18 protein-coding genes and 1 pseudogene are annotated in these 26,016 nt (G+C 58.5%); 6 read left to right on the top strand and 13 right to left on the bottom strand.

Annotated features, from left to right (window positions below; all coding sequences use genetic code 11):
• Positions 1-2 precede the first annotated feature (2 nt).
• The 8 genes from CXQ80_RS17310 to wecB all read right to left on the bottom strand — a co-directional run bounded on the left by CXQ80_RS17310 (position 3) and on the right by wecB (position 15,073).
• Positions 3-449, bottom strand: a complete 447-nt coding sequence (locus CXQ80_RS17310; RefSeq protein ID WP_157831761.1) for a hypothetical protein — start codon at positions 447-449, stop codon at positions 3-5.
• Complete coding sequence (locus CXQ80_RS17305) at positions 442-1,107, bottom strand: HAD family hydrolase (RefSeq protein WP_101321620.1); 666 nt, start codon at positions 1,105-1,107, stop codon at positions 442-444. Before CXQ80_RS17305 ends, CXQ80_RS17310 begins: the two co-directional genes overlap by 8 nt.
• On the bottom strand, positions 1,104-1,790 hold the full coding sequence (locus CXQ80_RS17300) for a cytidylyltransferase domain-containing protein (protein ID WP_101321619.1): 687 nt from the start codon (positions 1,788-1,790) through the stop codon (positions 1,104-1,106). Before CXQ80_RS17300 ends, CXQ80_RS17305 begins: the two co-directional genes overlap by 4 nt.
• Positions 1,787-3,409, bottom strand: coding sequence for an aldolase catalytic domain-containing protein (locus CXQ80_RS17295; protein WP_101321618.1), 1,623 nt, complete (start codon positions 3,407-3,409; stop codon positions 1,787-1,789). The genes CXQ80_RS17300 and CXQ80_RS17295 overlap by 4 nt, the downstream gene beginning before the upstream one ends.
• Positions 3,406-7,086 (bottom strand): DUF6270 domain-containing protein, encoded by a 3,681-nt coding sequence (locus CXQ80_RS17290; protein ID WP_101321617.1) that lies wholly within the window; start codon positions 7,084-7,086, stop codon positions 3,406-3,408. Before CXQ80_RS17290 ends, CXQ80_RS17295 begins: the two co-directional genes overlap by 4 nt.
• Before the next feature lie 94 nt (positions 7,087-7,180).
• A complete protein-coding gene (locus CXQ80_RS17285) occupies positions 7,181-12,658 on the bottom strand; it encodes a glycosyltransferase (RefSeq protein ID WP_101321616.1) in 5,478 nt (1,825 codons plus the stop codon).
• Positions 12,659-12,671: 13 nt separating this feature from the next.
• Positions 12,672-13,934: a UDP-N-acetyl-D-mannosamine dehydrogenase gene (gene wecC / locus CXQ80_RS17280; protein ID WP_101321615.1), complete on the bottom strand. Its 1,263-nt coding sequence runs from the start codon at positions 13,932-13,934 to the stop codon at positions 12,672-12,674.
• On the bottom strand, positions 13,931-15,073 hold the full coding sequence (wecB, locus tag CXQ80_RS17275; RefSeq protein WP_101321614.1) for a non-hydrolyzing UDP-N-acetylglucosamine 2-epimerase: 1,143 nt from the start codon (positions 15,071-15,073) through the stop codon (positions 13,931-13,933). The genes wecC and wecB overlap by 4 nt, the downstream gene beginning before the upstream one ends.
• A 680-nt stretch (positions 15,074-15,753) precedes the next feature.
• On the opposite strand from wecB, the gene CXQ80_RS17270 reads away from it, so the two are divergent.
• On the top strand, positions 15,754-16,080 hold the full coding sequence (locus CXQ80_RS17270; RefSeq protein ID WP_101321613.1) for a ComEA family DNA-binding protein: 327 nt from the start codon (positions 15,754-15,756) through the stop codon (positions 16,078-16,080).
• Positions 16,081-16,172: 92 nt separating this feature from the next.
• Here CXQ80_RS17270 and CXQ80_RS17265 read toward each other — a convergent pair whose 3' ends face one another.
• Entirely contained in the window at positions 16,173-16,340 is a 168-nt protein-coding gene (locus tag CXQ80_RS17265; protein WP_101321612.1) for a DUF2897 family protein, read from the bottom strand.
• Between the two features lie 182 nt (positions 16,341-16,522).
• Here CXQ80_RS17265 and pyrF point away from each other — a divergent pair, with 182 nt between their 5' ends.
• Together pyrF and CXQ80_RS17255 are read left to right on the top strand one after the other, a co-directional pair.
• The gene (gene pyrF, locus CXQ80_RS17260) at positions 16,523-17,224 is read left to right on the top strand and encodes an orotidine-5'-phosphate decarboxylase (RefSeq protein ID WP_101321611.1); all 702 of its coding nucleotides are present in this window, start codon (positions 16,523-16,525) and stop codon (positions 17,222-17,224) included.
• Positions 17,225-17,449: 225 nt separating this feature from the next.
• Positions 17,450-18,211, top strand: coding sequence for a lipopolysaccharide biosynthesis protein (locus tag CXQ80_RS17255; RefSeq protein ID WP_371918945.1), 762 nt, complete (start codon positions 17,450-17,452; stop codon positions 18,209-18,211).
• Between the two features lie 40 nt (positions 18,212-18,251).
• Here CXQ80_RS17255 and CXQ80_RS17250 read toward each other — a convergent pair whose 3' ends face one another.
• The 4 genes from CXQ80_RS17250 to CXQ80_RS17235 all read right to left on the bottom strand — a co-directional run bounded on the left by CXQ80_RS17250 (position 18,252) and on the right by CXQ80_RS17235 (position 22,382).
• Positions 18,252-19,253 carry an NADP-dependent oxidoreductase gene (locus tag CXQ80_RS17250; protein ID WP_101321610.1) on the bottom strand — a complete coding sequence of 334 codons (1,002 nt, stop codon included), beginning with the start codon at positions 19,251-19,253 and terminating at the stop codon, positions 18,252-18,254.
• A 140-nt stretch (positions 19,254-19,393) separates the two neighbouring features.
• Complete coding sequence (locus CXQ80_RS17245) at positions 19,394-20,257, bottom strand: AarF/UbiB family protein (protein ID WP_101321609.1); 864 nt, start codon at positions 20,255-20,257, stop codon at positions 19,394-19,396.
• 34 nt (positions 20,258-20,291) lie between these two features.
• Entirely contained in the window at positions 20,292-21,140 is an 849-nt protein-coding gene (locus CXQ80_RS17240) for a lipopolysaccharide kinase InaA family protein (RefSeq protein WP_101321608.1), read from the bottom strand.
• A 48-nt stretch (positions 21,141-21,188) separates the two neighbouring features.
• Positions 21,189-22,382: an MFS transporter gene (locus tag CXQ80_RS17235; protein ID WP_101321607.1), complete on the bottom strand. Its 1,194-nt coding sequence runs from the start codon at positions 22,380-22,382 to the stop codon at positions 21,189-21,191.
• A gap of 124 nt (positions 22,383-22,506) precedes the next feature.
• Here CXQ80_RS17235 and CXQ80_RS17230 point away from each other — a divergent pair, with 124 nt between their 5' ends.
• From CXQ80_RS17230 to CXQ80_RS25375, 3 genes and pseudogenes are all read left to right on the top strand, one after another.
• Complete coding sequence (locus CXQ80_RS17230; RefSeq protein ID WP_101321606.1) at positions 22,507-23,931, top strand: PLP-dependent aminotransferase family protein; 1,425 nt, start codon at positions 22,507-22,509, stop codon at positions 23,929-23,931.
• Positions 23,932-24,016: 85 nt separating this feature from the next.
• Positions 24,017-25,093 (top strand): annotated as a pseudogene (locus CXQ80_RS25380) (HAMP domain-containing protein); the annotation flags it as partial.
• Complete coding sequence (locus CXQ80_RS25375) at positions 25,082-25,954, top strand: methyl-accepting chemotaxis protein (RefSeq protein ID WP_371918944.1); 873 nt, start codon at positions 25,082-25,084, stop codon at positions 25,952-25,954. The pseudogene CXQ80_RS25380 and the gene CXQ80_RS25375, both read left to right, overlap by 12 nt.
• Positions 25,955-26,016: the final 62 nt, after the last annotated feature.

Raw genomic sequence — 26,016 nt, 5'->3', positions numbered from 1 at the left:
TGTCAGCTATTTTTCCAGTTGATTTTCATCTGTGTCTTAAATTCTGCCGTACCATTTTGGCGGGTTTCGTAACTGATCATGATGGACGGCGCATTACGCTTCGCGTAGCGAACGACGAACAATCCAGGTGTTTCGCTCTTGATCTTGCGAACATAACCCCGTTTCGCCAGTGTGGAGTAGATCTGTCCTTCGAGAGCCATCAGATCTTCAGGCGATTCAAACACATAACGGTCAAAGTCACCTTGCTCATTGCTCAGCAAGTTATAGCTGCGCAACCGGCCGGCAATATCAAGGTTTTCTCCACTCGGCAGGTGGATGGCATTTTTATGCAACACACCCTGTTGCGAAGCTTGCGGGGTCGAAGCAAGGCGCTGGTCAGCGCTGCCGCTGCCCTCTCCACAGCCGGCCAGCATAGCCAGTGCACACAACATCCAAGTCTTTTTAAGCAATTTCAACGTCCCCTATCAAATCTTCTAAAGTCTCAAATACGCTTATCGAGTGATGGCTGCAATACGTTTCCCTGTCAGCGAACTCGCTCCAGGCTGACAAGAAAACAAAATCGATTCGCTGGCTGAGTGCCACGACATGATCGTACTTACTGTCGCCAAGAAACAGTGCAGGCATTAAAATATTACCTGAGGTCATTTCTCTTGCCAAAATATCTAACTTGTCATCAGGGCTGCCAAATATCCCCCCGTCAAATAGAGGTGTCAGGCCTCTACTCGCAAAGACCTCGCGTAACTCCACTTGGTCGCCACCCGAGGCGACCAACCAGCGCGCAGAAGGATTAGCACGGCGCAACGTTTCCAAGCCCTTGGCGCTAGCGCATGAAGCGAGCCCAGCCTTGACTGCTGCTGCATACGTGGCCAGCAGCTGTTGCAGTGTGGGCCCCGTCATGTCGGCAGGCACGAGATTCGACAGAAAATACTCGAACTTCTTGTATCGCGAGATACCGCCGTTTTGCGTGTGATACTCCACCAGGTTTCTTGCTGCTTCCGCACCATACGGCAGGGCCGCTTGATGAAATGCCTCGGTCTTGATCCGATTGGAGTCGAGTATGACCCCATCGCAATCAAATACTACGGTTGCGTAATCGCTGAACTTCATACAGCCGCCACGCCGCTGTTGATCATGGCTTCTGCCAAGGTGAAGTCGTCAGGCCAGTCAATATCGAAGCCTTGGAGCCGGTTCGAGACATGCAAGAAAGGCTTGGCGCCAATTCGATCCTGGTGGGTGCGGTATCCCGCGCGGTCCAGGATGAAAATAGCACTGTCAATTTCATAGATAGGCGCTAGTGTCTGCGTACGCGGCCATTTTTCGACGTTTCTATCGTAGTTCAGTGGCTGCTGGCCTTTCCACAGGAAACCATGAACGGCCTTCACCGACATCAGCGAGTCGTAGCCTGATTCGCGTGCGCTGAAATAGGCGTCGATCGCGTCTGCGTAGCTGCGGCTGCTATAAAATGGCGAAGTGACATGTGTCCAGATTATGTGCTCTTCATTGGTGATCTGTTCGGCCAGCGCGATCAGTTGATCGGTACTGGTAGCACTGCTCGCCAATGCGTCTTCGCGCACGTGTATATGCAGTTTTTTTGATTTAAAGGCTTTGGCGAAATCAAGGATTTCTTCATCGTTTGTGCTGAGCACCACTTCATCGATTTGCTCGCACTGATCCAGTTGGTTGAGTTTGATTTCAATCAATCCGAACTCGAAACCGGCGAATTTTTTAATGTTTTTGCGCGGTACGCGCTCGCTACCCTTTCTGCACGGTAGGAAGCATGAAACACTCATGCGTGATCTCCCAGTCTGCCGTACACACTCGCTGCAGGAACCTCGTAACGCGTAGGCGTGATCGCCAGCATATCGACGGCACCCGCACTGCGACGGTACAGCGAAAGCAATTTGTTCATTTCATTATTGCGAGGGTCTTCAGCCTCATAGCCGTCGAAACCCGCAAGCAGGATGCGTCGGGCGCCGCCGCTTGCCGACACGGCGAGTGCATAGGCGATGACCAGTGCCGTTGGCAGGACGCAAAAGTCTTCATGGAATTCAAACTCGCCATGCTTGACCTCAACACCGAAGTCCAGCAGGTCTTTCCCCTCTAGCGCCTGACGAACGTCCTGCGGCAGCATCGCGGCGGGAGTGATCAGCGGTTGTGGGAGCGTGACATGCTCCTCGCAATCGGCAAGCAGCCTGACAGGGTGGCAGGCAAGCCGGACATCGATGAACTCCGCCCCGATTTGACCCTGGGTATTAAGGGCCATCACGTAAGGTTTCGCCTGCTTGATATAGCGCTCCAGCGCTACCCGATGTTCACCAACTCCGGGACCGGTACCCAGCAGTAGTACTTCTCGGCCCTTCAGCACGCTGGCAGGGCGCCAATTCCCCCGAGGCGGGCCTTGGTAGAAATTACGTGCAGCCTCTAGTGTATTTGGGCTGAACTTTTTACCACCCTCGATGCGCAAATGCTCGATGACAGCCAAGATGTCTTCTTCACTGTACCGAGAGTCGCCGAGCATTTCCTGAATATAAGTCGGGTGGATCCCGTACTTACCCGCCAGGTAATAATAGGTATTGGTGCCCCATCCGCACGACTGCTGCATCGGCTGAAAATACTTACGAATCAGCCCCATCAGTGGGACGATGTTGCACGCTTCACCACGACGTTCGGCGATTTCCAGTGCAAGCTGCTCAGTTTTGGCGTTGCCCGGACCGCGCCCCATCCCAGTGACGGTTGCGTCAAGCCAGGTAACGCCGTTAGCGAGAGCGCCTAGCGTATTCTGTAGTGCCATGCCCATGTTGTCATGAGTGTGGATACCCATCGCCCCTTTCCAGTGACGACGTAGCCATCCGATGGTTTCTGCCGTTTGCGTCGGGTTCATGCTGCCCATGCTGTCTGCGAAGTACAACGCATCCAACGGCCAGCGTACTGCCTCTTCCGCCAGTGCCTCGACCTCTTGCTGACTTCTATCCGAAATCTGCATGAGGTTGAAGCCGACAAGAAATCCACGCTCCTTCAGCCAAGACGAGGCGGGCAGGGCCGCTTTGAACTCATGCACATGGCAGGCGATGCGGACCAGCTGTACGGGTGAGGTTTGGGCTTCTTCTGGGAACAGGAGCTGGAGGGTTTGCTCAAGAGACCGGTCCCTGCCCATGAGTTCGGAGGCATTGATCATGACGCCAAAAGTCAAATCACTCGGCAGGACCAGGCTGCGAATAAATTCGTCTGTCGTAAATGCTGTTGCGCCTTGGAATCCTGCGTTTTTGAGTGAGCGCAACCCGAGTTCAACGATGTCAACTTTTGCGGCTGACATGGCCTGCAGATAGTCGTTGATCACCGTGATCGGGAAATTCCAGGCGTTGTAATAACCCCCGTCTCGAAGGGTGCAGTCCAGAATCAGGGTTTTCATTCCGTACTCCCGATGATTTTATTAGATTTCACAGAACTCGTACGATCAGCGAAGCGCACGAAGCCCACCGCTTGATAGCGTGCAACGTCGTTTTCGGCCTTGAATGTAATCTTGGCGTCTGCTTGATAAGGGATGTAGGCAATGCGCTTGCCATCTTGAAGCAAGTAGAAGGCATAGCGCGCATCACCTTCAGAACCTGAAGGCAGGTTCGCGGTGATTGCACACACCAACTGCTCACCGTCGCGCCGTAGCGAAACGCGATTGATCAGTGACGCATTTTTGTCATCGAGTCTGCGGAGCGTCTGTTCAAGTTCTTCCCGGCAGAAGGAAGCCGAGAAGAGGTACTTCAATGCTTCAAATACGAATGCTCTTGGGGGGGCAGCATGTCCCAATCCCCAAGCGTTCGAAATGTACATGAGGGTGTTTTCATCCACCCAGTTTCCGCCAAGCGCAATGTCCGGGGATTTTCCGCTGAAATACTGTGGCAGGTGGACATTGATGTGGTGATGGTCGTGCACATTCTGCAAATAAATAACGGTATTCTGTTGGAAATTTCGGCTGAGCGTGTAGTCAATACCCGTCTGTTTCAGCCTGGAATCGTTGCTGCCTTCACCAGACGATGGGAAACACGTGTTCAAATACGCTGTTACCGATCCCTCGTTGTACGAACTGATATTGATTTGCGGGTTTGCCCCTATCGAATAGCTGTTTGGCAAGTTTCGCCCATAATACAAACTCGCAAACCCACCGCCGCTTCCGCCGTATAAAACTGTGCGGCGTGACCCTACCGCGTGGGAAAAACCTTCAATCAGGTTCTGAATTGCAGTTTGGAAGGGGACGCCCTCCATTCCTGCATACCACGCCAAAGAAATGTTGTTGTCGTCGGTGATCGCCGGGTCACTGATCATCAGAATATTTGCATCAACGAGGCCAATCGCGCCGTTACCTGCAAACGCGGGCATTTTGTTGTCCGCTGTTCGGGTCAACGCCGAGTGGAAAAATACCAGGAGATTTTGTGAGCCGTTGGGTACATACCTGAAATACAGCGGCGTCCCTGAGAGATCGCAACGATAGTTTGCTGTGACCTGCGGGAGGTTGGCAATGCTGTCGGGGGTAGCCGCGACATCAAACGCTCGGTAACCGGAGGTATCTAAGTCATTTGACGGCATGGGCGCTTCCAGTGAAATACAGTCGAGGGCTCGAATGGCGGCGCGCCCTTCGCCTTTCAGGCGGACTGCAAAGCTTACCCGGCGCGCTGAAGGCACGGCCGGCAGGTGCAGGGATTTGCCGAGTGTGATGTATTCGCTTTCAGCTCCACGGCGGTCATCTTTAATGGTTACGACGGTGCTGATCGACAACTTACGGTCTGATTTACCGAGAAACCGTATAACGATCGAGGTGTTGGCGGGTATCTCAAGATCCCCTGGCAAGCGCATGACTTTTGCTCGATCAGGCACCAGCGCCAGCAACATATGCCGTTGGCCAGTGTCCGCGGTGAGTTCAATACCGTCGTCGATGACGGTCAGCGTCACATCGCTCGAGGCTTTGAGTTGTATGCCCTTCACGTCCAGCCGCGACGTGTTCTTCTTCCTCACGGCGTCGTAATACGAACGCATCAAGTTTGGATCTATCGAATAGGAGACCTCTGACCAATTGCGGCTGCCCGCCGGGTCGTCCACTACCCAAGACAGAGGGACAAAGTAGGTATCGGGGTGAACGTGATCGGTGTGCATTGCAGTCCGCGCGCCGTAGCCTATACCTGGTCTGCGGTTGAAGCGCGCAACATACATTGAGTCGGTGAGGAAGCTGGTCAGGAATAGCGAAACGTAGTGGGCGCAGGCAATTTTTTTCTGCGCGCTGACACCAATCAGGTTAACAATGGTGTTTTGCGGTACTAGGCCTATCACCACGTCGTTGAGTAGCTTCATTTCAGCGCCACATGCGGTGGCTCTGAAGTTCGGTCCTGCATCTTCTGTCGCCGTCAAGCCATCAAAGATGAACAACGGCGCACTGTGAGCCTGCAATAGATCGGCGATTATTTCGCGAATGGCTTGAATTTGTTCTTTCCAAATTCGTTTTTCCAAGCACAAGCCGAACCAGAAGACCCCGTCAGCGCCCTCTAGCCTTTCTATCAATATGGGCTCATCACGCTGCAGCCTTCGCAGGCTTTCCGTCACGATCAGTGCATCATACTGGATGAAGTCACTCGGACGAGACTGAGGGTACCCAGAGGATACAATTGATTTTCTTTGCGCGAGTAGATAGTCGCTCAGTGCTGCGTCAGACTCGAACTCACGCCCTTGATCCTTGCCGAACATACTGAAAGCAGGGAAGAAGCTTCCGCCACGAATACTGAGAATGTCGTGCTCTGCGCGAACGCTGTCCCGGTAGGTCATTGCACTAGGCAACATATCATAAAAATAGTGATATGGCCGAGCATAGGAAACCAGGAGACCAGCGCTGCGGTTTTGCACCAACACGGCGGATAAGAAGTACTGCTCAAATTCGTCTTTGCGTGAGGCACAGTACTCGTGGAGCACATTAAGGCAGCTGTTCGGCAAGTCGATGGTGTCAAGCTTCAAGAGTAAACGCAATGCAGGGTAATACAAGGCTCGGCAGAACTTATGATGTTGCACCATTACGGCCAATGTGCCGTTGTCGTCGAAATAAATGAAGTTTCTACTGGCCAGGTACGTGCTGCCCAACATTCTCATGGTGCCAGCATGTCGAGGTGATGCGACCAACACTGGCTTCCCTGCGAGGCTGGAATTGACTATGTCTTCGGCGTCACGGGTCGTGACCTGAGTGTAGAAGTCATTCAGACCGGGCAGGGTGTCGATAGTGGCGGCGCTGTGCAACGTCACGACGTCAACGTCTTGACCAAATTCCAGCATTGATAACTGCTTGGCTAGCATCATGGGCTGTAAGTTTTCACGATTAGAGCAATTGAAAGTGGTCATGGCCTCCAGCACCTTTTCGTAGGTGCCGGGGGTGTAATGAAAAGGACTCACTCCCCACTTGTGTGCAGGGTCTGCATGCAGTTCGTCTGCAGAAAATGTCACAAACTGGTCTGGCTGAAGATCCTGTGCCATTCGTTTGTACATTTTACGGAGAAAGTCGTTGTTCTTCTCGATCCAGCCTTCTCTGTACATGTCTTCGAGCGAACGTCCCTCAACATCCCTCTTGGCCCACAAGACTCGGTTGACCAACACTTTGTCGAGCTGCTGCGTTTTCAGGAGTATCCCTACCAGCACCTGCCAACCCCGCTCCCACAATGCAAAATGCTCGTCACTCACCGCAGGCACTGTCTCATGCTGGGGGTAGGCAGTCGTGAAGTCGGTTTTCAACAGTTCGTTGGAGAGGGAAAAAATCGCGCCGGTTTCGGGTGAGCGGGACAGCGCGAAGCGCTCATCAATCAAGTCGATGAGCAGGACATCGAATGCCTCGCGCTGCACTCTGGCAAGAAACGTTTTCTCCAGTTCATACGTCACGATTCGGCGCTGGAACGCAGACGTGATCTCCGACAGTGAGACCTCGCGATCGCTGGCGGCGGTACCCACACCGGCCAATGAAGAGCGCGCAAAATAATCGACGAGGGTGATGATCCCGTCTTTGTCATATTCGACCGCGTCTCGCGACACACAGCTGCCAAAAATAAGAACGTTGATTACTTGCATGTCATTACCTAAAAGCGGCCCGTGCGCTCGATGCCAACCTGTCACTGGGTAGGTGACCAGGCGGCTCGGCGCTCCAGGCAGGTAGCTTCGACTATCAATCCTGTTGAATCAGTTCGATTTCACGGGTGATGATCGAATGCTTGGCAGTTTGATTTTCCACGCGCGCACGTGCTGCCGCGGATAACCTGCGGAATAATTCTGGTGACTCGACAACACGGGCAATCCCTGCCGCCATCGCCTGGGCATCATCCCCGGGAGCCAGTATTGCGCAATCCTCATCGGCGAACTCTGGAATGGCTGTTACGTTGTTGGTTACGGCCACGAGCCCGGAGGCCATGGCCTCATCACGGGAAACACCTTGCGCGTCCATGCGGGTAGGGCAGAGGAAGAGACCGTATTCCTTATGCAATGCAGCGATTTCCTGATGTTTAAGGAAGCCGCGCTCGATGGTGACGTTCGAGAACCTGCGCAGGGGCGCAAGGGTCTGCTCAAACAAGGCCCCGTCACCGATCATACGGATCTCGAGGTTATTGAAGTAGGGCTTTTCGGCTAGCAGTTCGATTGCCTTCACGCTCAAGTCATTGGCGTATTTGGCTGATGCATAGGGACGTATGGACAGTAGCTTCAAGCGCTGTTCGAGGGGTTTCTCATGATAGGAGAATGTCTCCGTATCAATCGGATTGTGAATGATCTCGTAGCACGCTTCAGGAATACGGAATCCAAGGTCTTCCATCACCTCTTCGGCAAAGTAGCGAGAGACGAATACCAGCTTCAGGTTTTTCGGCATGTTGCCCAGCGTTTCGCGCCAGAACGCCATGCGCTTGTCGCTCTCAAGTTTCGCTGACGCCAACTGGTTTTCGTCTGCGTAGTTGTACTCACGGCGCCACCAAGGCTGGATTTCGGCACCGTGCACCCACACCACAATTTTCACGGTAGGGCTAAGGTGCTTGAGTACTTCCCACATCTCAGGATCAAGGAAGTGCACCAGCACGCTTTTGTACTGTCCGCTTTCCAGCATCTTGCCAAGCGTTGATTGGCAGCCCGTCACGACGTCCACGTTCTGGAACTCGTGGTAGCTCACGGCTTCATGCTTGCGCAGTCGGAAAATATCGACGCACAATCGCTGTTCCTGATAGGCCGTGACCCGTGTATGAACGAAGCCATTGCGGTAGAGGTCTGCATAGGCAGGATAGTGATTGGTTACCAGCAGATGTTCCGCCCGCGCTAACATCTCCGATGGCTGCAGGTTGCGATGGCCGAGCACCAGCGCTTTGATCTCGGTGTTGCCAGCAGCGTAGGCGCGCAGGCCAAAGCGGACGAAGACCGCTTCGGGCGGAACCTCCGACGTCTGGTTCCTGTTGGCGTGCTGCATGACGTGACTGATCCGTTGCTTGTCGGCATCCAGGAACATCACCACCAACTGCAAGTTGAGACCTGGGGTGCAGTCAAGGAACAGCTTTAACTGGCCGCTCTCGATATTGAGCTCGTCCAGTTTGGTGTCTTGCAGGGAATACACGTATTCATGCTTGCCGTCCTCCAGCCTGGAGTGGACGCGCCAGTTGTCGCCATCCACTTCCAGGTCCAGAAACTTGTTACGCGTTACGCTGAACAGTTCAGCCATGGCGCGCCCCGAGATCTCCGGTGCGTCGTGGCTGACCTCCAAAGGCGCAATGGCTTCAGCACGGGCCTGCAATTGACCTATGGTGAGGCCGCAGTCGATCTCAAGGTCGTTGACCTGGCTAGAGATGGCTTGCGCTTGCGCTTCGCCGTTCTCACAGTAGTTGAACGGGTCGATGGCCAGACTCTGCTCATAGGTGTAGTTCAGTGACGGCAGGTTTTTCAGCCAGCTGCGAAGCGGCTGGGCAGCAACCAGGTCGGCTGAGACCATCGAGCGTCGTGCGCTCAAGGTTTCGGTAGGACGGTAGGCTTTGCCATCCGCGAGCAACTGAGCACCTTGGCCGTCCCAAGCGAAGTGCGCGACCTTGCCGACTACTTTGGCGCGGCTGTAACGCGTCGCCAAGGCAAGGTCCAGCAGGTAGTTGGGGCCGTAGTGGTCGTCAGCGCACAGCCCTGCAACCCATGGAGTTTCGCCGATCAGCTCGCCCAGGGTGGTCTTCTTCAACTGCGCACGCTTGACTACCTGGATGCGTGCATCGTCCTGCACCGCACTGGCATCGAAAGCATCGGTGATAATGAACAGTCGCACGTTGTCGTGGGTCTGGCAGTTCAGGTGGTTGCGCAGTGCAGCCAATTGATCGCGATCATTGGCTTCGCCAATCAGCGCAACCTGAGGCAGGTGATGGGCTTCGGTCTTGCCACTGACCTTGCTCACCACATAGTCGAGCCGCTGGGTGTAGGTATGCTCTTGCATGACCTTGCGCAGGGCCGCCAGGCGCAGTTTGTCGCTGTTGAGCGGGTTTTCAGCCAACAATTGGAGGCGCCGCAGCATCTCTTCACCGTTGTCGGTCGTTACAACCAGGTCGCCGAACATCAGGCGTACGCCCCGTGAGAAGTTACTCACGGTGAGCGTATTGCAGCCCAGCAGCTCGAATACCCGGCGCGCGAACATCGATTGCGACTGCTTGATCGAGTTGAGGTTGATCGCGTAGCGGTAGCCTTTGTAGGCAGTGTCGATTTTCTCGAATGGCAAGGTGCCGACGATGTAGGGCTGGTACTCGGCCGGGAACTGGTAGTTCGCATCGTTCTTGCCGTAGTTTCGGTCGAAGATCTCCAGGGGACGGAACTTGGCCAGCTCGCTGACAAAGTTACCCAGGTCACGGGTTCGCTCGGGGTAGCGTGCGTAGTAGGCGCCGGCAAAGCAGAAGGCGTCCTTGCGTTCATAGAGTTCGATCGGGTTGTGCAGCGCTGGCTGGCAGGCAAACGGCAGCAGGTAGACCCGCTCGTGGCCCAGCGCGCCCTTGTAGCGGTGGATGCAGTCGATATCCGTCGTAAATACGTGGTCGAACTGTTTGGCAGTGGTCAGGAAGGTCTCGAAGTGAACCGGGTCTTCCTTGTTCCAGAATACTGTTGGGACCTCATGCTCACGGCACCAGGCGAGGATGCCTTGCAGCTCCTGGCTGTTATGTCCAACCTTGCTGCCCCAAAGGTCGTCCTTGCCGCGCCAGGCAGACTCAATGAAGAGCAGTTCGGGGCCAAAACCTTCCAGTTCAGCTTTCCAGTTAACCGGGGTGAGCGGTTGCAGGATGCACTCGTGGCGGTAGGAGCCGAAGGTGAACTCGTCCATGATGCACGCCACCCTGAGCTTGCTCGCCGGCTGGTCGGCGTTGCGAAGCAGGTTGGCACGGCTGTGTTCGCTACTCGGAAGTACAGGCGGCAGCTTCAGGTAGTTTTCGTCCTGTAGCGGTGGGGATGGGGGTAGGACAGCCTTCAGCGCGTCGCTGGCCAGAAGCTTCTGTTGGCTCTGCTGTCGCTGATTGCTGGCTTTTCGGTACAAGCGCAGCAGCCGGACAGGCAGCTTGACCAGTCCTCCGAGAGAGCTTGCACTGCTCTTGATCTGATAGCCCAACTGATACGTCAGGCTGGCGCGTGTCTTGACGAGGCGCTGTTCGGCAAGGTGGCGCTGCGAATTCGCGCGCTGTAGATGCTCGTTCAGTTCGTCGATCTTGAGTTGCTGAGCCGCACTGCGTTCCAGCAACTGGTTGAGGCTCGCTTTCAGTTGCGGTATCTGCTCGCCGGTTACGGTGCGGTATTTCATGTTTGCCACGCCCAGTCCTGTACGGGAGGCGTTCAGTTCATTTTCCAGTTGCAGGCGCAGGCCTTGCCATTGCTCCTGGGTGGCTGCGAGCATGGTTTCGGCCGCTTGACGGCTAGCGCTCTCCAGCAGCAGTTGTTGCTCAAGAGCGTCTCGTGCTTCTTCCAGTGCGGCGATTGCCTGCGATTGTTGGGCAAGCTGGTCGTCGTCCTGCGCTTTCGTCTTGACCATGACTTGCACCTGATGGTCCAGCTCACCACGCTGCTCCAGCAAGACGGTGATGGTATCCGCCTGTGCGTGGTGCTCGCGTTGTAGCTGACCGGCTTGCTCAGTCAAGGCGCTCATGTGCTCATAGAGGGAAGCATGCTGCTCCTGGAGGGCGGAATGCCTTACGTCCAGAGCGCCGCTCTGCTCTGTCAGTACCTCTAACGCGTGTTGGCGCTGAGTTAGCGTTGCGCTGAGTTGCTCAATTTGCAGCGTCTGGTCGGAGGATGTCTGCAACGATCGCTGTAGTTCGGCGTTAGACCCACGGAGTTGTTCTTCGAGGGCTTGCTCCCGAACGTGAGCGCTATTCAAGTCGTTCCGCACTGAGAGCAGCTTTTGTGCGGCCTCAGTCTCATCGTGTGCGCGAGCCACGTCCACGGCGGCGAGATGTTCTTTCAGTTGACCGAACTGTTGCGTTGCCGCACTGTACTTCTCATTGCTTTCTTCGAGCTGCTGGCGGAGAGCCTCCAACTCATCTTTCAGTGCTTGGATGTTGGTCGCGCTGGCTTGCAGTGATTCGCTGCTAGCGCGCTGCACAGTGGCAAGTTCTTGCTCCCGCTCCTGCAGCTGTTTGGACAGCGCCTCCACTTTTTGGGCTTCTGGTTTCAGCAGGGTGATCTGTTCGGTCGCGACGCGGTACTTCCTGTTCGCTTCATCCAGACGCTGCTTTATCTCATCGAGCTCCTGGACGATTCGCGCCTTGGCTTCGAGGATTTCACGATTGGATTTTTGCTGGGCGGCAACATCCGCTTCGCGGCTTTGCAACTGTCGTGACAGGGCTTCAGCTTTTTGGGCTTCCGGCTTGAGCTGGGTAATCTGTTCAGTTGCGCTGCGATATTTCTTGTTGGCCTCTTCAAGGCGCTTGCTGATCGTCGTGATGTTCTCGCGCAGATTACGCTCGATTGCCTCGAAGGCCTTCTCCAGCTCTCGGACGCGTTGCGCCGGCAGTGAGTCGATTGCCTGCGCGTCAGCGACTGCGGCTTTCTGCGCCACGATGCCAAGCCATTTGCCCAGGACCTTGATCTCAGTGATCTGCAGGTATTCGCTGAGGAGTTGGAAGGGCTCCATCAAGTAGAATGTATGTTTGTGATCGATAAAGTCATTCACCCCGAACGGTACGGTGATGACCAGACGTCCATTGCTCTTGAGCAGGCTAGCGGCCTTCTCGACAAACAGCTCAGGCCTCACCAGGTGCTCAAGCACTTCGCTGATGACGATCGTGTCAGGCTCTACATCCACCACATCCAGGCCGAGGAAGTCGGCGTTGACGTAGGTAATGTTCTGCTGCACATGCGCAGGCTCGGCAGCGAGGTAAGCCTTGGCCTCCTCGATCGCCTGCGGGCTAGTGTCGACGCCGGTCACCTGACAACCCTCGCGCGCGAGAAGCAACGGCACGATCCCTTGCGAACAGCCCACATCCAATACCCGACGCCCTTTGATCTGAGCGCAGATCCAGTGAATGCGGGCTTGGGTTTCCCGCATGAACTGCTCACCCAGCTTGCCGTAATAGGCTTCCATCACACGGTCATGAATGTCGGCCAAGGGTGATGGCAGCTCGTTGTTCACGGTAGGGTTCTCATGCGTCGGGTTGTTCATGCGGTTTGTTCCATCAAGCCTGGTTGACGCCTGCAGCGTCGATGACGAACGCAGCATCGCGCACGTTGAATGCACCACGGAACTCGCGATGCTTGACCAGCAATACGTGAATGTCCGCGCTGTCCTGCGCGTACTCGAAGTCCACGTGCTCATGGCGCGCCAGCGTTTCTGGCAACTGCTCGATGTTCGGCTCGACCAGCTGCAGGGTGCATTCCAGCTCGTTACCCAGGCGCTGCGCGATGCTGAGTGCCGGGCTTTCGCGAAGGTCATCGATATCGGGCTTGAACGCCAGGCCGTAGCAGGCGATCTTGACCTGCTGCGCCGACTTGCTCTGGTTCTTGATGAGGAAGTTCGCCAGCGCCATCTTGACCTTGTTGATCACCCATTCCGGCTTGCTGTCGTTGACCACCCGCGCGGTGCGGATCAGGCGCGCTTGCTCTGGCGTCTGGCTAACGATGAACCATGGGTCGACGGCGATGCAGTGGCCGCCGACGCCAGGGCCCGGCTGGAGAATGTTGACGCGCGGGTGGTGGTTGGCCAGGCGGATCAGCTCCCAGACGTCGATGTTCAGCTTGTCGCAAATCATCGACAGTTCGTTGGCGAACGCGATGTTGACGTCACGGAAGCTGTTCTCAGTCAGCTTGCACATTTCAGCGGTGCGCGCATTGGTGATAATGCACTCGCCCTCGACGAAGGTGCGGTAGAGCCGTACGGCCGCCTCCGAGCACTTCTTGGTCATGCCGCCGATGATCCGGTCATTCTCGACAAGCTCACGCAACACATGACCCGGCAGGACGCGCTCAGGGCAATGAGCGATGCGGATATCGGACGCTTCACCGTGGGTCTGCGGGAAGGTCAGGTCCGGTCGTGCCTTCTCCAACCAGAACGCCATCTGCTCGGTGGCGCCGACTGGGGAGGTGGACTCGAGGATGACCAGGTTACCTTTCTGCAATACCGGCGCGATGGCTTCACTCGCCGACTCGATGTAGCTCAGGTCCGGTTGGTGATCGTCCATGAACGGCGTTGGTACCGCAATCAAAAAGGCGTCGGCGGCTTCCGGTACGGTGGAGGCACGCAGGTAGCCCTCGGTCACTGCGGCGTGAACCAGCATGTCCAGCTCAGGCTCGACAATGTGGATTTCGCCGCGGTTGATGGTGTCGACCGCATGCTGGTTGATGTCGATGCCGATCACGTGCTTCTTGCGGCCGGCGAATACTGCTGCGGTAGGCAGGCCGATATAGCCCAGGCCTACGACCGAAATCTTGTTGAAGCTCATGCTGCGTCCTCGGACTTTGCAAATACAGAAAGGGCATCGAGGATTCGCGCGCAGGCGTTTCCGTCTCCATAGGGGTTGTGGGCGAAGCTCATGTCGCGGTACGTGGCCTCATCGCTGAGCAACTGAGCCAGGTGCTGGGTGATCGATTCAACTTCGGTGCCAACCAGCTTGACGGTGCCAGCCGCTACAGCTTCTGGGCGCTCGGTGGTGTCGCGCATGACCAGCACCGGCTTGCCCAAGGCTGGAGCCTCTTCCTGAATGCCACCGGAGTCGGTGAGGATCAGGTAGGAGCGGCTCATCAGGTAGACGAACGGCAGGTAGTCCAGCGGTTCGATCAAGTACACGTTGTCTATCCCGGCCAGCAGGCGATTGACCGGCTCGCGAACGTTGGGATTGAGGTGCACCGGATAGACCACATCGACGTCCGGAAACTCGCGGGCGGTCTGGGCCAGGGCCTGGCAAATGCGTTCAAAGCCGTCACCGAAGTTCTCGCGGCGGTGGCCAGTGACCAGCACCATGCGCCGTTCCGGGGCGAGGAACTCGAACTGGCGGGCGAACTTCGCGTTCAGCTCCGGGCTCTCCAGCTTGCGCACCACTTCCAGCAGCGCATCGATCACCGTGTTACCCGTGGTATGGATCTGTGCGGCGTTGGTGCCTTCCTTGAGCAAATTGTCTCGGGAGGTCGTGGTGGGCGCGAAGTGCAGGGCCGCCAAGGTGCCGGTCAGGCGACGGTTGGCCTCTTCTGGCCACGGCGAGTAGAGGTTGTTGGTACGCAGGCCAGCTTCGACGTGAGCGATCGGAATCTGCTGGTAATACGCGGCCAGGCTGGTGGCCAAGGTGGTCGCCGTGTCTCCGTGCACCAGCACCACATCGGGCTTGAACTCCGCCAGCACGGGCTTCAGCCCCTGCAGGATCGCGGTGGTCACATCGGTCAGGTCCTGGCCTGGCTTCATGATGTTCAAGTCGTGGTCGGGGGTGATGTCGAACAGCTCAAGCACTTGGTCGAGCATCTGGCGGTGTTGACCAGTTACGCAGACGCGCGACTCGAAACGGTCGTCCTGGGAAAGGCTGAGTACCAGAGGTGCCATCTTGATGGCCTCGGGGCGGGTTCCAAAAACGGTAAGAGTCTTGAGAGGCACGGCGACGTTCTTCTATGCGATGAGTGAGGACAGGTCAGGTGTGTTGGAAGGATTTCAGGTACTGCGGAAGGCGGCCGGGGGGTGTGGCCTGGCTGGGCGCAAGCTCACGACATAGAGTTGCTCCAGAGGAGAGTGTGAAAAATGTTTCATTTTATGTCGGATCCTTCCTACGCTGGCAGCGTCTTGATAGGAACGAATTTAACATTTAGCGATCATAATAACATCCCTTTGGCATGGTTTTTTCCCATGAGCCCGTCATTTAGGCCTGTAGTATCGAAATATTTGACTGTTTGAGTGCACATAAGTAGCGCGAATTCGATTGAATGGCATCATTGGGACATCATGCCGGCACGGTAGATTTATCCCAGCAATGCGACGAACGGCTGCGAGCCTTGATCGGCGTGGTGCGCAGGAAAAGCAACAGGGTTTTGTCTGAATGAGCCCGCAGTTAAACGGGAATTTATCCGCCGCCTGATGGAAAGTTTAACGAATTCATCAAGTTTGACCTGGGGGGTGGCAGTTCGCTATCCCCAATGGGGTGCGGGAATTGTGTTGATTACTGTTTTTTCTAGTAATGACTTAGCCGGGCTCAGCTCTTCTTGGAAGTGTGAACTGTCGCTAGGGTTATTGCGCAGCCAATGGAACGCTGCCCATCCAGTTCAGCCCAAGGAGTTTCGAAAATGCGCAATACCGTCCTTACCTACCTACTCTTGCCGCTCTTCGCCAGTCTGTCCTTCTCGCTTTCCGCAGCCCCCGCCAGCCCGGCCCCCGAGTCAATGCCGATGGTCAGAGAAATGCGATCTGAGCAATCGATGTTGAATTTGAACACTGCCGACGCCGCAACGCTGCAACAGGCACTCAGCGGAATCGGCAAATCCAAGGCCGAAGCCATTGTCGCCTACCGCGAAGCCAATGGGCCGTTCACCTCGGTGGATGAGCTGCTGGAGATCAAGGGCATCGGCAATGCACTGCTAGAGCGCAATCGCGACAAATTGATGGTGGAATAAGGGGAGCAGAGGTTGGGGCTGGGCACCTCGGTGGGCCAGCCCTGATTTTGATAAAGCGCTAATCTGCAAGTACTTGAACTCGCCGGGGTGGGCTATCGATCTTGTGCATCCTTGGCATCCGCCTGGGCATTGCGTTCATGCACCTTCCTCAACTGCTCCTCAGTCAAGTCCACTTTCTTCGCGGTATCGCGCAACATCATCAGCCCACCTACGATCGAGCCAATGGCGACTATCAATATCAGCCAAGCATACCAAGGCATTGTCGTTCTCCTAAAGGCGGGGTCAGCACCGCGTCTATCAATTTTGAGCAAAACCCGCGTGCGTTGGTTCAATTATAGGACTCGCCACCGCCTGGGCCAATTCTGCTGATCCGCGGCCCCCAATCCACGTCCCACATCGTTTACAATGCGCGCCGATTTCGACTTGCCAAGAGACCCTGACCATGTCCGTCTGCCAGACGCCCCTGATCGTCGCCCTGGATTACCCTACCCGCGAGGCCGCTCTGACGCTGGCTGACCAGCTCGATCCGGCGCTGTGCCGGGTCAAGGTCGGCAAGGAGCTGTTCACCAGCAGCGCCTCGGGGATTGTCGAGACCCTCTGCGCGAAGGGTTTTGAAGTGTTCCTGGACCTCAAGTTCCACGACATCCCCAACACCACGGCGATGGCGGTGAAGGCCGCCGCCGAGATGGGCGTGTGGATGGTCAACGTGCACTGCTCAGGCGGCCTGCGCATGATGGCGGCGTGCCGCGATGTGCTGGACAAGCGTGGTGGGCCGCAGCCGTTGCTGATCGGTGTGACCGTGCTGACCAGCATGGAACGTGAGGACCTGGCCGGTATTGGTCTGGATATCGAGCCACAGGAGCAAGTGCTGCGTCTGGCGGCATTGGCAGAGAAAGCCGGTATGGACGGGCTGGTCTGCTCGGCGCTGGAGGCCACTGCACTGAAAGCGGCCCATCCGTCGCTGCAACTGGTCACCCCGGGGATTCGTCCTGCTGGCAGTGCACAAGATGACCAGCGCCGTATTCTCACCCCGCGCCAGGCACTGGATGCTGGGTCTGATTACCTCGTTATTGGTCGCCCGATCAGCCAAGCGGCCGATCCCGCCCAGGCACTTGCGGCAGTTGTTGCCGACATTCGCGGCTGAATAAAGCCCTGCACAGCCCCCCGGTAGGTGAGTTTTATTTCATAGTCTCCGGGGGGAACTACGACCAGCGCCTGAACTCCGTGCCGTTTTTTCTGTCAGAATTATCCGAAAATCCGGATTGAGGCAGACACTTTGGCGGATACATCGGGCGGTACTGAGACTTCTAAGCCAGTCATTGGTGACTTTGCTGATGTGCGCAACATCGCCAAGGGCTCGGTCATCATCATGGCCTCGGGCAGCTCCGCCAAGGACTTCCCGCTGGAGCGCTTCGCCGGTGTGCCGGTAATCACCATGAACGGCGCCATCTCGATGTTCACCGACACGGCGATCAAGCCGTTCTTCTATATCTGCACCGACACCAGCTTCCCCAAGCAGCAGCCCGAGTTATTCGCCCAGGCGTTGAGCAGCAGCCAGCATGTAGCCTTGTGGACGGAGCAGATCGCCGAGGTGGCCGGTACTTGCTCTGCCAAACTGTATCCGCTGCAGAAAGCCGCCGGATTTTCCTTGAAACAGTCTATGTCGCAAGGCCAGTCCGCGTGCGTGCGCCCTCGTTTTGCCTGGAATGCGCGTGCACGCTCGATCGGTTTCAGCAAGGACCTCAGTGAAGGCTTTTTCGATGCGCGCACAGTGGCATATGCGGCGTTGCAGCTCGCTTATCATCTGGGCTTCAGCAAGGTATTCCTGGTCGGGGTGGACTTGAACCAGGCCGCTGGACGCTTCTATGAAACAGCCGATTCTGCCAAGTCGCCCTGTGGGCTTGATCAGCATTATGAAGGGCGGGTATTGCCGTCGCTCAAGCTGATGGCCGAGCGGGTGGTGGACGAGCGTTTTGCCGTGTTCAACCTGTCTGCAGCGTCACGCATCCCGGCTTCGGTGATCCCAAAGATCACTGTCGAGCAAGCGCATTCGATGGTTTTCCGCAAAGGTGGTGCCAGGCCAAGGTCGCTCAGCGCTGAGCATCCCCAGCAGCAGCTGATGGCGGGGTAACGCCCAAAGGCGCTTCGCCCGCCATACAGTGGCTACTTGATCAGACCTTCAACACCAACTTGCCGAAGTTCTCGCCGTTGAACAGCTTGAGCAGGGTTTCCGGGAAGGTCTCCAGCCCCTCGACCACATGCTCTTTGCTCTTGAGCTTGCCGCTGGCCATCCAGCCGGCGATCTCTTGTGCGGCCTTGCCATACTCCTTGGCGTGGTCCATCACCACAAAGCCTTCCATCCGCGCACGGTTGACCAGCAACGACAGGTAGTTGGCCGGGCCTTTGACCGCCTCCTTGTTGTTGTACTGGCTGATAGCGCCGCAGATGACCACGCGGGCCTTGAAGTTCAGGCGGCTGAGCACGGCATCGAGGATGTCACCGCCGACGTTGTCGAAGTACACGTCGACACCTTTCGGGCATTCACGCTTGAGACCGGCCAGCACGTCTTCGGCCTTGTAGTCGATGACACCGTCAAAACCGAGTTCATCCTGCAGGTATTGGCACTTGTCCTTGCCACCGGCGATGCCGACTACACGGCAGCCTTTGAGCTTGGCGATCTGGCCGGCGATGCTGCCAACCGCGCCGGCAGCGCCGGAGATGACTACGGTTTCGCCTTCTTTCGGTTGGCCGACGTCGAGCAGGGCGAAGTAGGCGGTCATGCCGGTCATGCCCAGTGCCGACAGGTAACGGGGCAGGGGTGCGAGATTGGGGTCGATCTTGTGCAGGCCCTGCGGCTCGCCGGTGAAGTAGTCCTGGATGCCAAGGGCGCCGCTGACGTGGTCGCCGGGCTTGAAGTCAGGGTGTTTGGAGGCAGTTACCTCGCCGACGCCGAGGGCGCGCATGACCTGGCCCAGGCCCACTGGCGGGATGTAGGACTTGCCTTCGTTCATCCAGCCGCGCATGGCCGGGTCGAGCGAGAGGTACAGGTTGCGGACCTGGATCTGACCCTCGGCAGGCTCGGCGGCGGGCCCTTGCTCAAAGCTGAAGTCTTCGCGGGTGACGGCGCCGACAGGGCGTTTGGCGAGCAGGAAGCGGCGGTTGGTCTGGGTCATGGGGGCTCTCACTGAAAAATGGACACTGCCTTTGATAGAGGTACGGACAGCCGCTGGCAAGGCTTGTGCGCGGGGCGAATGGCCGATGATCCATCAGGGTGATGGCCGGTATCGGCCCCGCTGCAACCTGTGCGCGTGGCTCAACCGCGCAGGCTGGCCTTGAATGCCAGTTGTGCGGGCGCGCTGGTGAGGATCGAATAGCGCGTGGTACGAGAGACCTTGTCAGTCAGAAAGCGTTCGAACACGGGCTCGAATACCGCTCTGTCCAAGTGCGGTTGAGTGGCTGCGAGGTACGCCTCGCTGTACGCGCGGTAGTCGTCCAGTGCGACAAAACGCTTGATCCAGAAGTGATAGAAGTAGCCCATCAGAAAGCCCAGGCTGAAGTCCGGGTCGATCACCGTATGCGCGCAGCACTCGAAATCGATCAGGCGCAGCTCGCCGCTCGGGCTGATGAGGATGTTCTTCGGGTGCGGGTCCATGTGCACGAAGCCATCGGCAAGCATCTGGCTGAACAGCGCGAACACCTGCGGCAGCAATGTTGCCGCTGTATCGGGGTGGGCGCTGAGGCGCTCATCGACGTTGCTGTGGTCGTCGAGAAACTCGATCAGCAGGTACTCGTCGCGCAGGAATGGGAAGCGCGCCTGGTAACCAAAGGCGGCAACCCTGGGCACCAGTTGCGACTTGCTGCCAGCCACCGAGAGGTTGATGAACTCGTTGGTCAGGTCGTGCAGGCCGTAGCTCTTTTTCAGGCCCAGATAGTTTTGCAGGCGCTTTTTCCAGTGCTGCAGGCGGTTGTGCTTGAGCACCCATTTGCGTTCGCCGTGCAGCAGGTAAACGCCGCGGGTGGCTTCGGGGATATCGAGCGTCTGGTGTTGCTCGGGCGCTGCCAGAAACGCCGTGATCGCAGAGGCCAGTGGTTGGCTCTGACTCGGATCGAGATGAAAGGTGTTGCCCTGAATACGCTGGCGCGTGAAAGCGCTAGTCAGGTGCTTGAGGTGACGCATGGAGTGCTCCGACAAACAAGTCTGAAAACGCTGCTCAGCAGCCGGCCACCTGGCCTGTAAGGAAGATCTCGCGACGATCCAGGCGCCCGATGTGCTCATGCTTGGCGTATTCATAAACCCGGCGGAAGGCGGCCTTATCAATCTCCGGGGCGAAGTTGTTCAGCGCAATGTCCACCCACGCGTCGTACTTGGCTTCGGTGATGTAACGGTAGATTTCCCGCAGGTAGAGAAAAGCAAACTGGAAGCCGAGGGTTTCACTGGCGAATGCACTGGGTACGAAGAAGCTGTTTTCCAGATCAATTGCTACCGGCGCGCCTGCCTGGCTGTCGCAGAGCATGACGTTGCCGGCCCACAGGTCCATGTGGGTGATGCCTTGCTTGTGCAGGCTGAACATCAGTTCGGTCGAGGCATCGAGCACGCGGTAGACGCTGCTGGGGTCTTGCTGCAGCACGCTGAGGCCATCGCTGTAGCCCTGCAGCAGGCGGGTGATTACGAACAGGTCCTGCACCAGCCCAAGCCGGGAGCGGGTGTAGCCAAAGCCCACCAACTCGGGCACCGGGGCGCCGCGTTGATGGGCTTTGTAGGTATTGATGATTTCTTCGACGGCCCAGTCGTAGGTGCCATCACTGCGCGCCGCGCCGCGCTGCACACGCCACTTTTTCTTCAGGCTGTCGAGCTGTTCGCGCTTGGCGAACAGCTGGCTGCGCTCACAGTCCAGCGGTGCACTGATGCGCTTGGCGCCGGGCACGCGGGCGCGCTCGACCAGGCGTTCAAGGGCCGTACGGGTGTGCTCTGCCAGTGGCGTCTGGAAGTGCAGCGTGGTCCGGCGATGCTTGAGAGTGTAGGGGTACTCTTTTGGCCAGGTACTTGGGTCCGGTGACACACTGCATCCTTGCTGAATAGATCGGTTTTACAAACATTCACACTATTTTCACATTTCTTTCAGATTTGTCCTATAGGCACTGTGCTCTTTTTTGGATCCAAGACGATGGCTGTGTTGCCGAGCCAGCGCGACGGCGATAGCGACACTGCCCGCCAGCAATGCCATGCCGAACAGCATCAACGCCATGCGCATGCCCAGCCAGTCGCCGATCAAGCCGGTAACGATCACCGGCAAACTGAAGCCGACATAGGCCAACAAAAAGAACCCAGCAGTGGCGCGGGTCTTTTCTTCGCTGGCCAGTTCATTCACCGCGGCCAGCCCGCCCAGGTAGATAAAGCCGTAGCAGGCGCTGCTGGCCGCGACGGCGCCGAGCAGCACCGCCAGCAGCGCGCCGCGTTCTGCGCCCCAGGCCAGCAGCGCATAGCTGCAGGGCAGGATGACCAGCCCGAGCAGCACCGCCGTGGCACTTGGCAGGCGCTTGGCCAAGGGCTGAAACAGCACACCGCAGCTGATCACGCAGAACGTGGAAAACCCTGACCAGGCGCTCAAATCATGCTGACGCAGTACTGCCGGCAGCAGCCCGGTGACCAGCCCGACGCAGGCCCAGGCGAGCAGAATGGCGCAGCCATACACCAGGCTGCCGGGCGGGTAGCAAGGCAGGCGCAGCATGGCCGCGCGTGCTGCCTGGCGTGGCTCCGGCAGGCGCCAGACCAGTATCAGCGCGAGCGCGGCCAGCAGCAGGTGCAGATAAAAGCTGGCCGGGCTCAGGCTGGGCCCGCGTAGCAGGCACAGGCTGGTCAGCGCAGCGCCCAGGCCGAAGCCCAGTGAGGTGCTGGCAGTGACCCAACTGGCGGCGTTGCTGCTGCGCTCGGCAGGCAGCAGTTCGCTCATGTACACCGTAGCGGTAGCCGAGGCGAGGCCGGTGCCGATACCCAGCAGCAGCCGCGCGACACCAATGCTGTACAGGCTGGGTAGGCTGAGCGCGAGTAGGGTGGCAATGATCGACAAGCTCAACGCGGCGATGATCATCGGCCGCCGGCCAATCCGGTCGGCAAGCCCGCCCAGAGCCAGCAGCACCGGCAGCACGCCCAGCACATAGGCGGAAAACGCCACGGCGGTAGCCGTCGCGCCCAGCCCGGAGAGGTCGGCATAGGTGGTGTAGAGCGGCGCCTGCAGGTTGACTGCAAGGGTGATGATGCACAGGGCGAAGGCGAGCAGGGCGGGGGCGTGGCGGTCGCGCATTGACGCAGGTCCTTGATTGAACGGGTACTGGCTGCAGGCTGCGCTTGCTGTGGGCGCGCAACAAGGCACAGCGGGCAGCCATTTATGCTTAACTGTTCGCATAAAAATCGCGAACAGTTGATCTATGCACCTCACCCTCGATCGCCTCAGCGCCGTGTCGCTGGTTCAGCAACTCACCACCCAGCTGCAAGCGTGGGTCGAGCAGCAACGCCTGCGTCCGGGCGCGCGGCTGCCGTCGATCCGGGCCTTGGCGAAAACCCACGGGGTCAGCGCCGCCTGTGTGATCGAGGCCTACGATCGGCTGGTGGCCAGCGGTTGGCTGGAGGCGCGCCACGGCACCGGCTTTTTCGTCGCCGAGCGCAAGGCCGGGCTGCCTGAGCAGGACGCAGCGCTGTGGGGCGAGACGGTCGATGGTAAGTGGCGGCAGTTCGATGAAGGCCAGGAGGCACTGCTCAAGCTCGGCTGCGGCTGGTTGCCGTCGGCCTGGCGCGCCGCAGATGAACTGGCCCAGGCCATTCGCCAGGTCAGCCGTGGCAACCCGGCCGACCTGTTCGACTACGCGCCGCCGCTCGGCCTGGCCAGCCTGCGCGAGCAGTTGCACAAGCGTCTGGAGCGGCTGGATATCGCCGCAGGCACCGAGCGCATTGTCACCAGCCACGGCGCCAGTCAGGCGCTCGATCTGCTGGTGCGCGCGTTGCTGCGTCCGGGCGATACGGTGCTGGTGGAAAACCCGGGGTACTACAACCTGTTCAACCTGCTGCGCAGCCACCAGGTAAACATGCTTGCCGTGCCGCGTACCGTCCTTGGGCCGGATCTGGACGCGCTGCAGTGCCTGCTGGTCGAGCACCGGCCGCGCTGCCTGTTCATCAACAGCCTGTATCACAACCCGACCGGCACCAGCCTCACGCCCAAGGTCGCCTACCGCCTGTTGGAACTGGCCCGCGAGCATGACCTGCGGATCATCGAAGACGACATCTATGCCGACTTTCAGGAAGGCCCGGCGACACGGCTGGCGACTCTCGACAGTGAGCAGCGGGTAATCTATCTGGCGAGCTTTTCCAAGACCTTGAGCAGTTCGCTGCGGGTCGGCTATGTGGTCGCCGATGCAGCGTTGATCGCGCGCCTGGCCGAGTTGAAGATGGTCAGCGGCATCGGCACTTCGCGGTTTGCCGAGCAGGTGCTGGCGCAGATGCTGGCCAACGGCAGTTATCGCAAGAGCACCCAGCGCCTGCGTGTGCGTCTGGGTCAGCACAGGGCCAGGCTGTTGGCCCAGCTCGAGGCATATGGCTGGCAGGTGTTCGCCGAGCCCAATGGCGGCATGTTCGTCTGGGTGCGGGCGCCCGGGCATGATTTTGCCAGCCTCGAGCGCCTGGCGCTGGCGCATTCGGTGCTGCTCACACCGGGTGCTGCGTTCGATTATCAAGGGCGCAGCAGCGACTGGCTGCGGATCAACGTCGCCTATGCTCAGGACGTGCGCGCCCAGGGGTTCCTGCGTGCGGCGGGTGAGGCCAAAGGCGACCTCGATCATGCTCTGGGCGACATCACATAGCTATTTGACACTATTGTGGCGTCAATCCCTTGTGAGGGGGCTGGCGGCGTTGTCACTCTTGGCCTTCGCAACCGGGGGATGAGCAATGACGGCGAGCAAGCACGGTGTTCTGGCCAACCTGGGCATGGCCCGCAAACTCGGCCTGGGCTTTGCCCTGGTGCTGCTGCTGACCTTGGCGGTGGCGGCGATTGGCGTGGCTTCGCTGTACAGCGTCAGCCAGCGCTTCGACAGCCTGCGGCAGATGACTCAGTTCAACAGCGACCTGCTGCGCCTGCGCCAGCATGAGCAGGGTTTTGCCTTGCGTTCCGACAGCGAGGAGGCCGACAAACTGCGCAACGGCCTGCAAAATCTTCTTGAGCGAGCCCGCGGCGTGCCCCAGTTGAGCGCCACCGAAGCGGATCTGAGCGCCTATGGCCAGGCGTTCGACGCATTTGTCGAGGCGGTGCAGGCCAAGGAGCTGGCGCTGGACACGGCCAGTTGGTCGGTCTCAAGCGTGGCCAACAACCTCGACGTGCTCCAGGCCGGCCTGGCTGATGACGGCGCCTACACCCTGAAACAATCCCAGGGCCAGCAAGGCAGCGAGTTCCTCGATCAGGCCACGCAGGTGGCAGCCGTCTCGCGCCTGATGCTGCAGGCGATGGACGAGGCCCGTGTGCGCCTGGAGCAAAGCCGCAAAGGCGAGGAGGTAAACAGTGGCCGCATCGCCCAGACCGTCGAGGCGGCCAGCCTGGTCGAGCAACTCAGAAGCGCAGTTGCCGACAGCGGCTATCAAGGTGTGCTCGCTGAGGTCGCCGGGCATATCGCCAGCTTTGCCGACAAGCTCAATGAATACACCGACCTGCTTGCGCAAGAGCAGGGCATCAAGGCGCAGTTGCAGGCGCGCGCCAACCAGGCCACCAGCGCGGTCGACCAGGCTTACGCCAGCCAGGAGCAGGCCATGCACAGCGAGCTCAAGCGCAACGGCGTGGCGATTGCCATTGCCACCGCGCTGGCGCTGCTGGTCGGCATGCTGGCGGCCTGGTTGATCACCCGGGCGATAGTCGGCCCGTTGCAGCGCGTGATCGGTCGCGCCCAGCGGATTGCCGCCGGTGACCTGGCCGGCGAGGCTGAGCCGCCGCGCCGCGATGAAGTCGGCCAACTGCTGCTGGCGATGCAGCAGATGGCGGCGGGCTTGAGTGGCATTGTCAGCGGCCTGCAACAGGGTATCGAGCAATTGGCCGGCAGCGCCCAGTCGTTGTCGGCGGTCACCGAACAGACCAATCGTGAAGTTGGCAGCCAGCAGCAGGAGACCGAGCAGGTCGCCACCGCCATGCAGCAGATGAGCGCGACCGTGCACGATGTCGCGCGTAATGCCGAACAGGCGGCGCAGGCGGCCGAAGCCGCCGACGGTAAGGTCGACTCGGGCCAGCAGGTGGTGCGTCAGAGCCTGCAGCGCATCGAGCAGCTGGCCGTGGCGGCAGAAGCGGCCAGCGCCGGCATCGACAGTTTGAGTGCCGAGATTCATACCATTGGCGATGTGCTTGAAGTGATCAAGAGCGTTGCTGGGCAAACCAACCTGCTGGCGCTGAATGCCGCCATCGAGGCGGCGCGGGCGGGCGAGCAGGGTCGCGGTTTTGCGGTAGTCGCGGATGAGGTGCGGGCGTTGGCCAAGCGTACGCAACAATCCACCGAGCATATTGAGCGCTTGGTCGCCAGCCTGCGCGGCAATGCCGAGCAGTCGGTGGCGCAGATCCGTGGCAGTACCGAGCTGGTGCGCCTGGCAGTGGCCGACACCTTGCAGACTGAAAGCGCCCTGGCCAGCATCGCGGTGGCGGTGTCACAGATCCAGCAGATGAACCAGCAGATTGCCGCTGCCGCCGAGCAGCAGAGCTCGGTCAGTGACGAGATCAGCCGCAGCGTCACGCAGATCCGCAGCAGCGCCGATCAGGCCGCGCTGGCGATGCAGGGCAATGCCCGTTCCAGTGTCGAGCTGGCCCAGTTGGGCGATGAGCTCAAGGGGATGGTTGGGCATTTCCGTTTGTAGGTTCTCCTGAATGGCTTGAGATCGTCGGGGCCGCTTTGCGACCTTTAGCGGGTAAACCCGCT

This window comes from Pseudomonas sp. 02C 26, assembly GCF_002843585.1.
Taxonomy (GTDB): domain Bacteria; phylum Pseudomonadota; class Gammaproteobacteria; order Pseudomonadales; family Pseudomonadaceae; genus Aquipseudomonas; species Aquipseudomonas shirazensis.
Note: the sequence above shows the minus strand (reverse complement) of the source record. Positions and strands in the feature narration are given on the sequence as shown.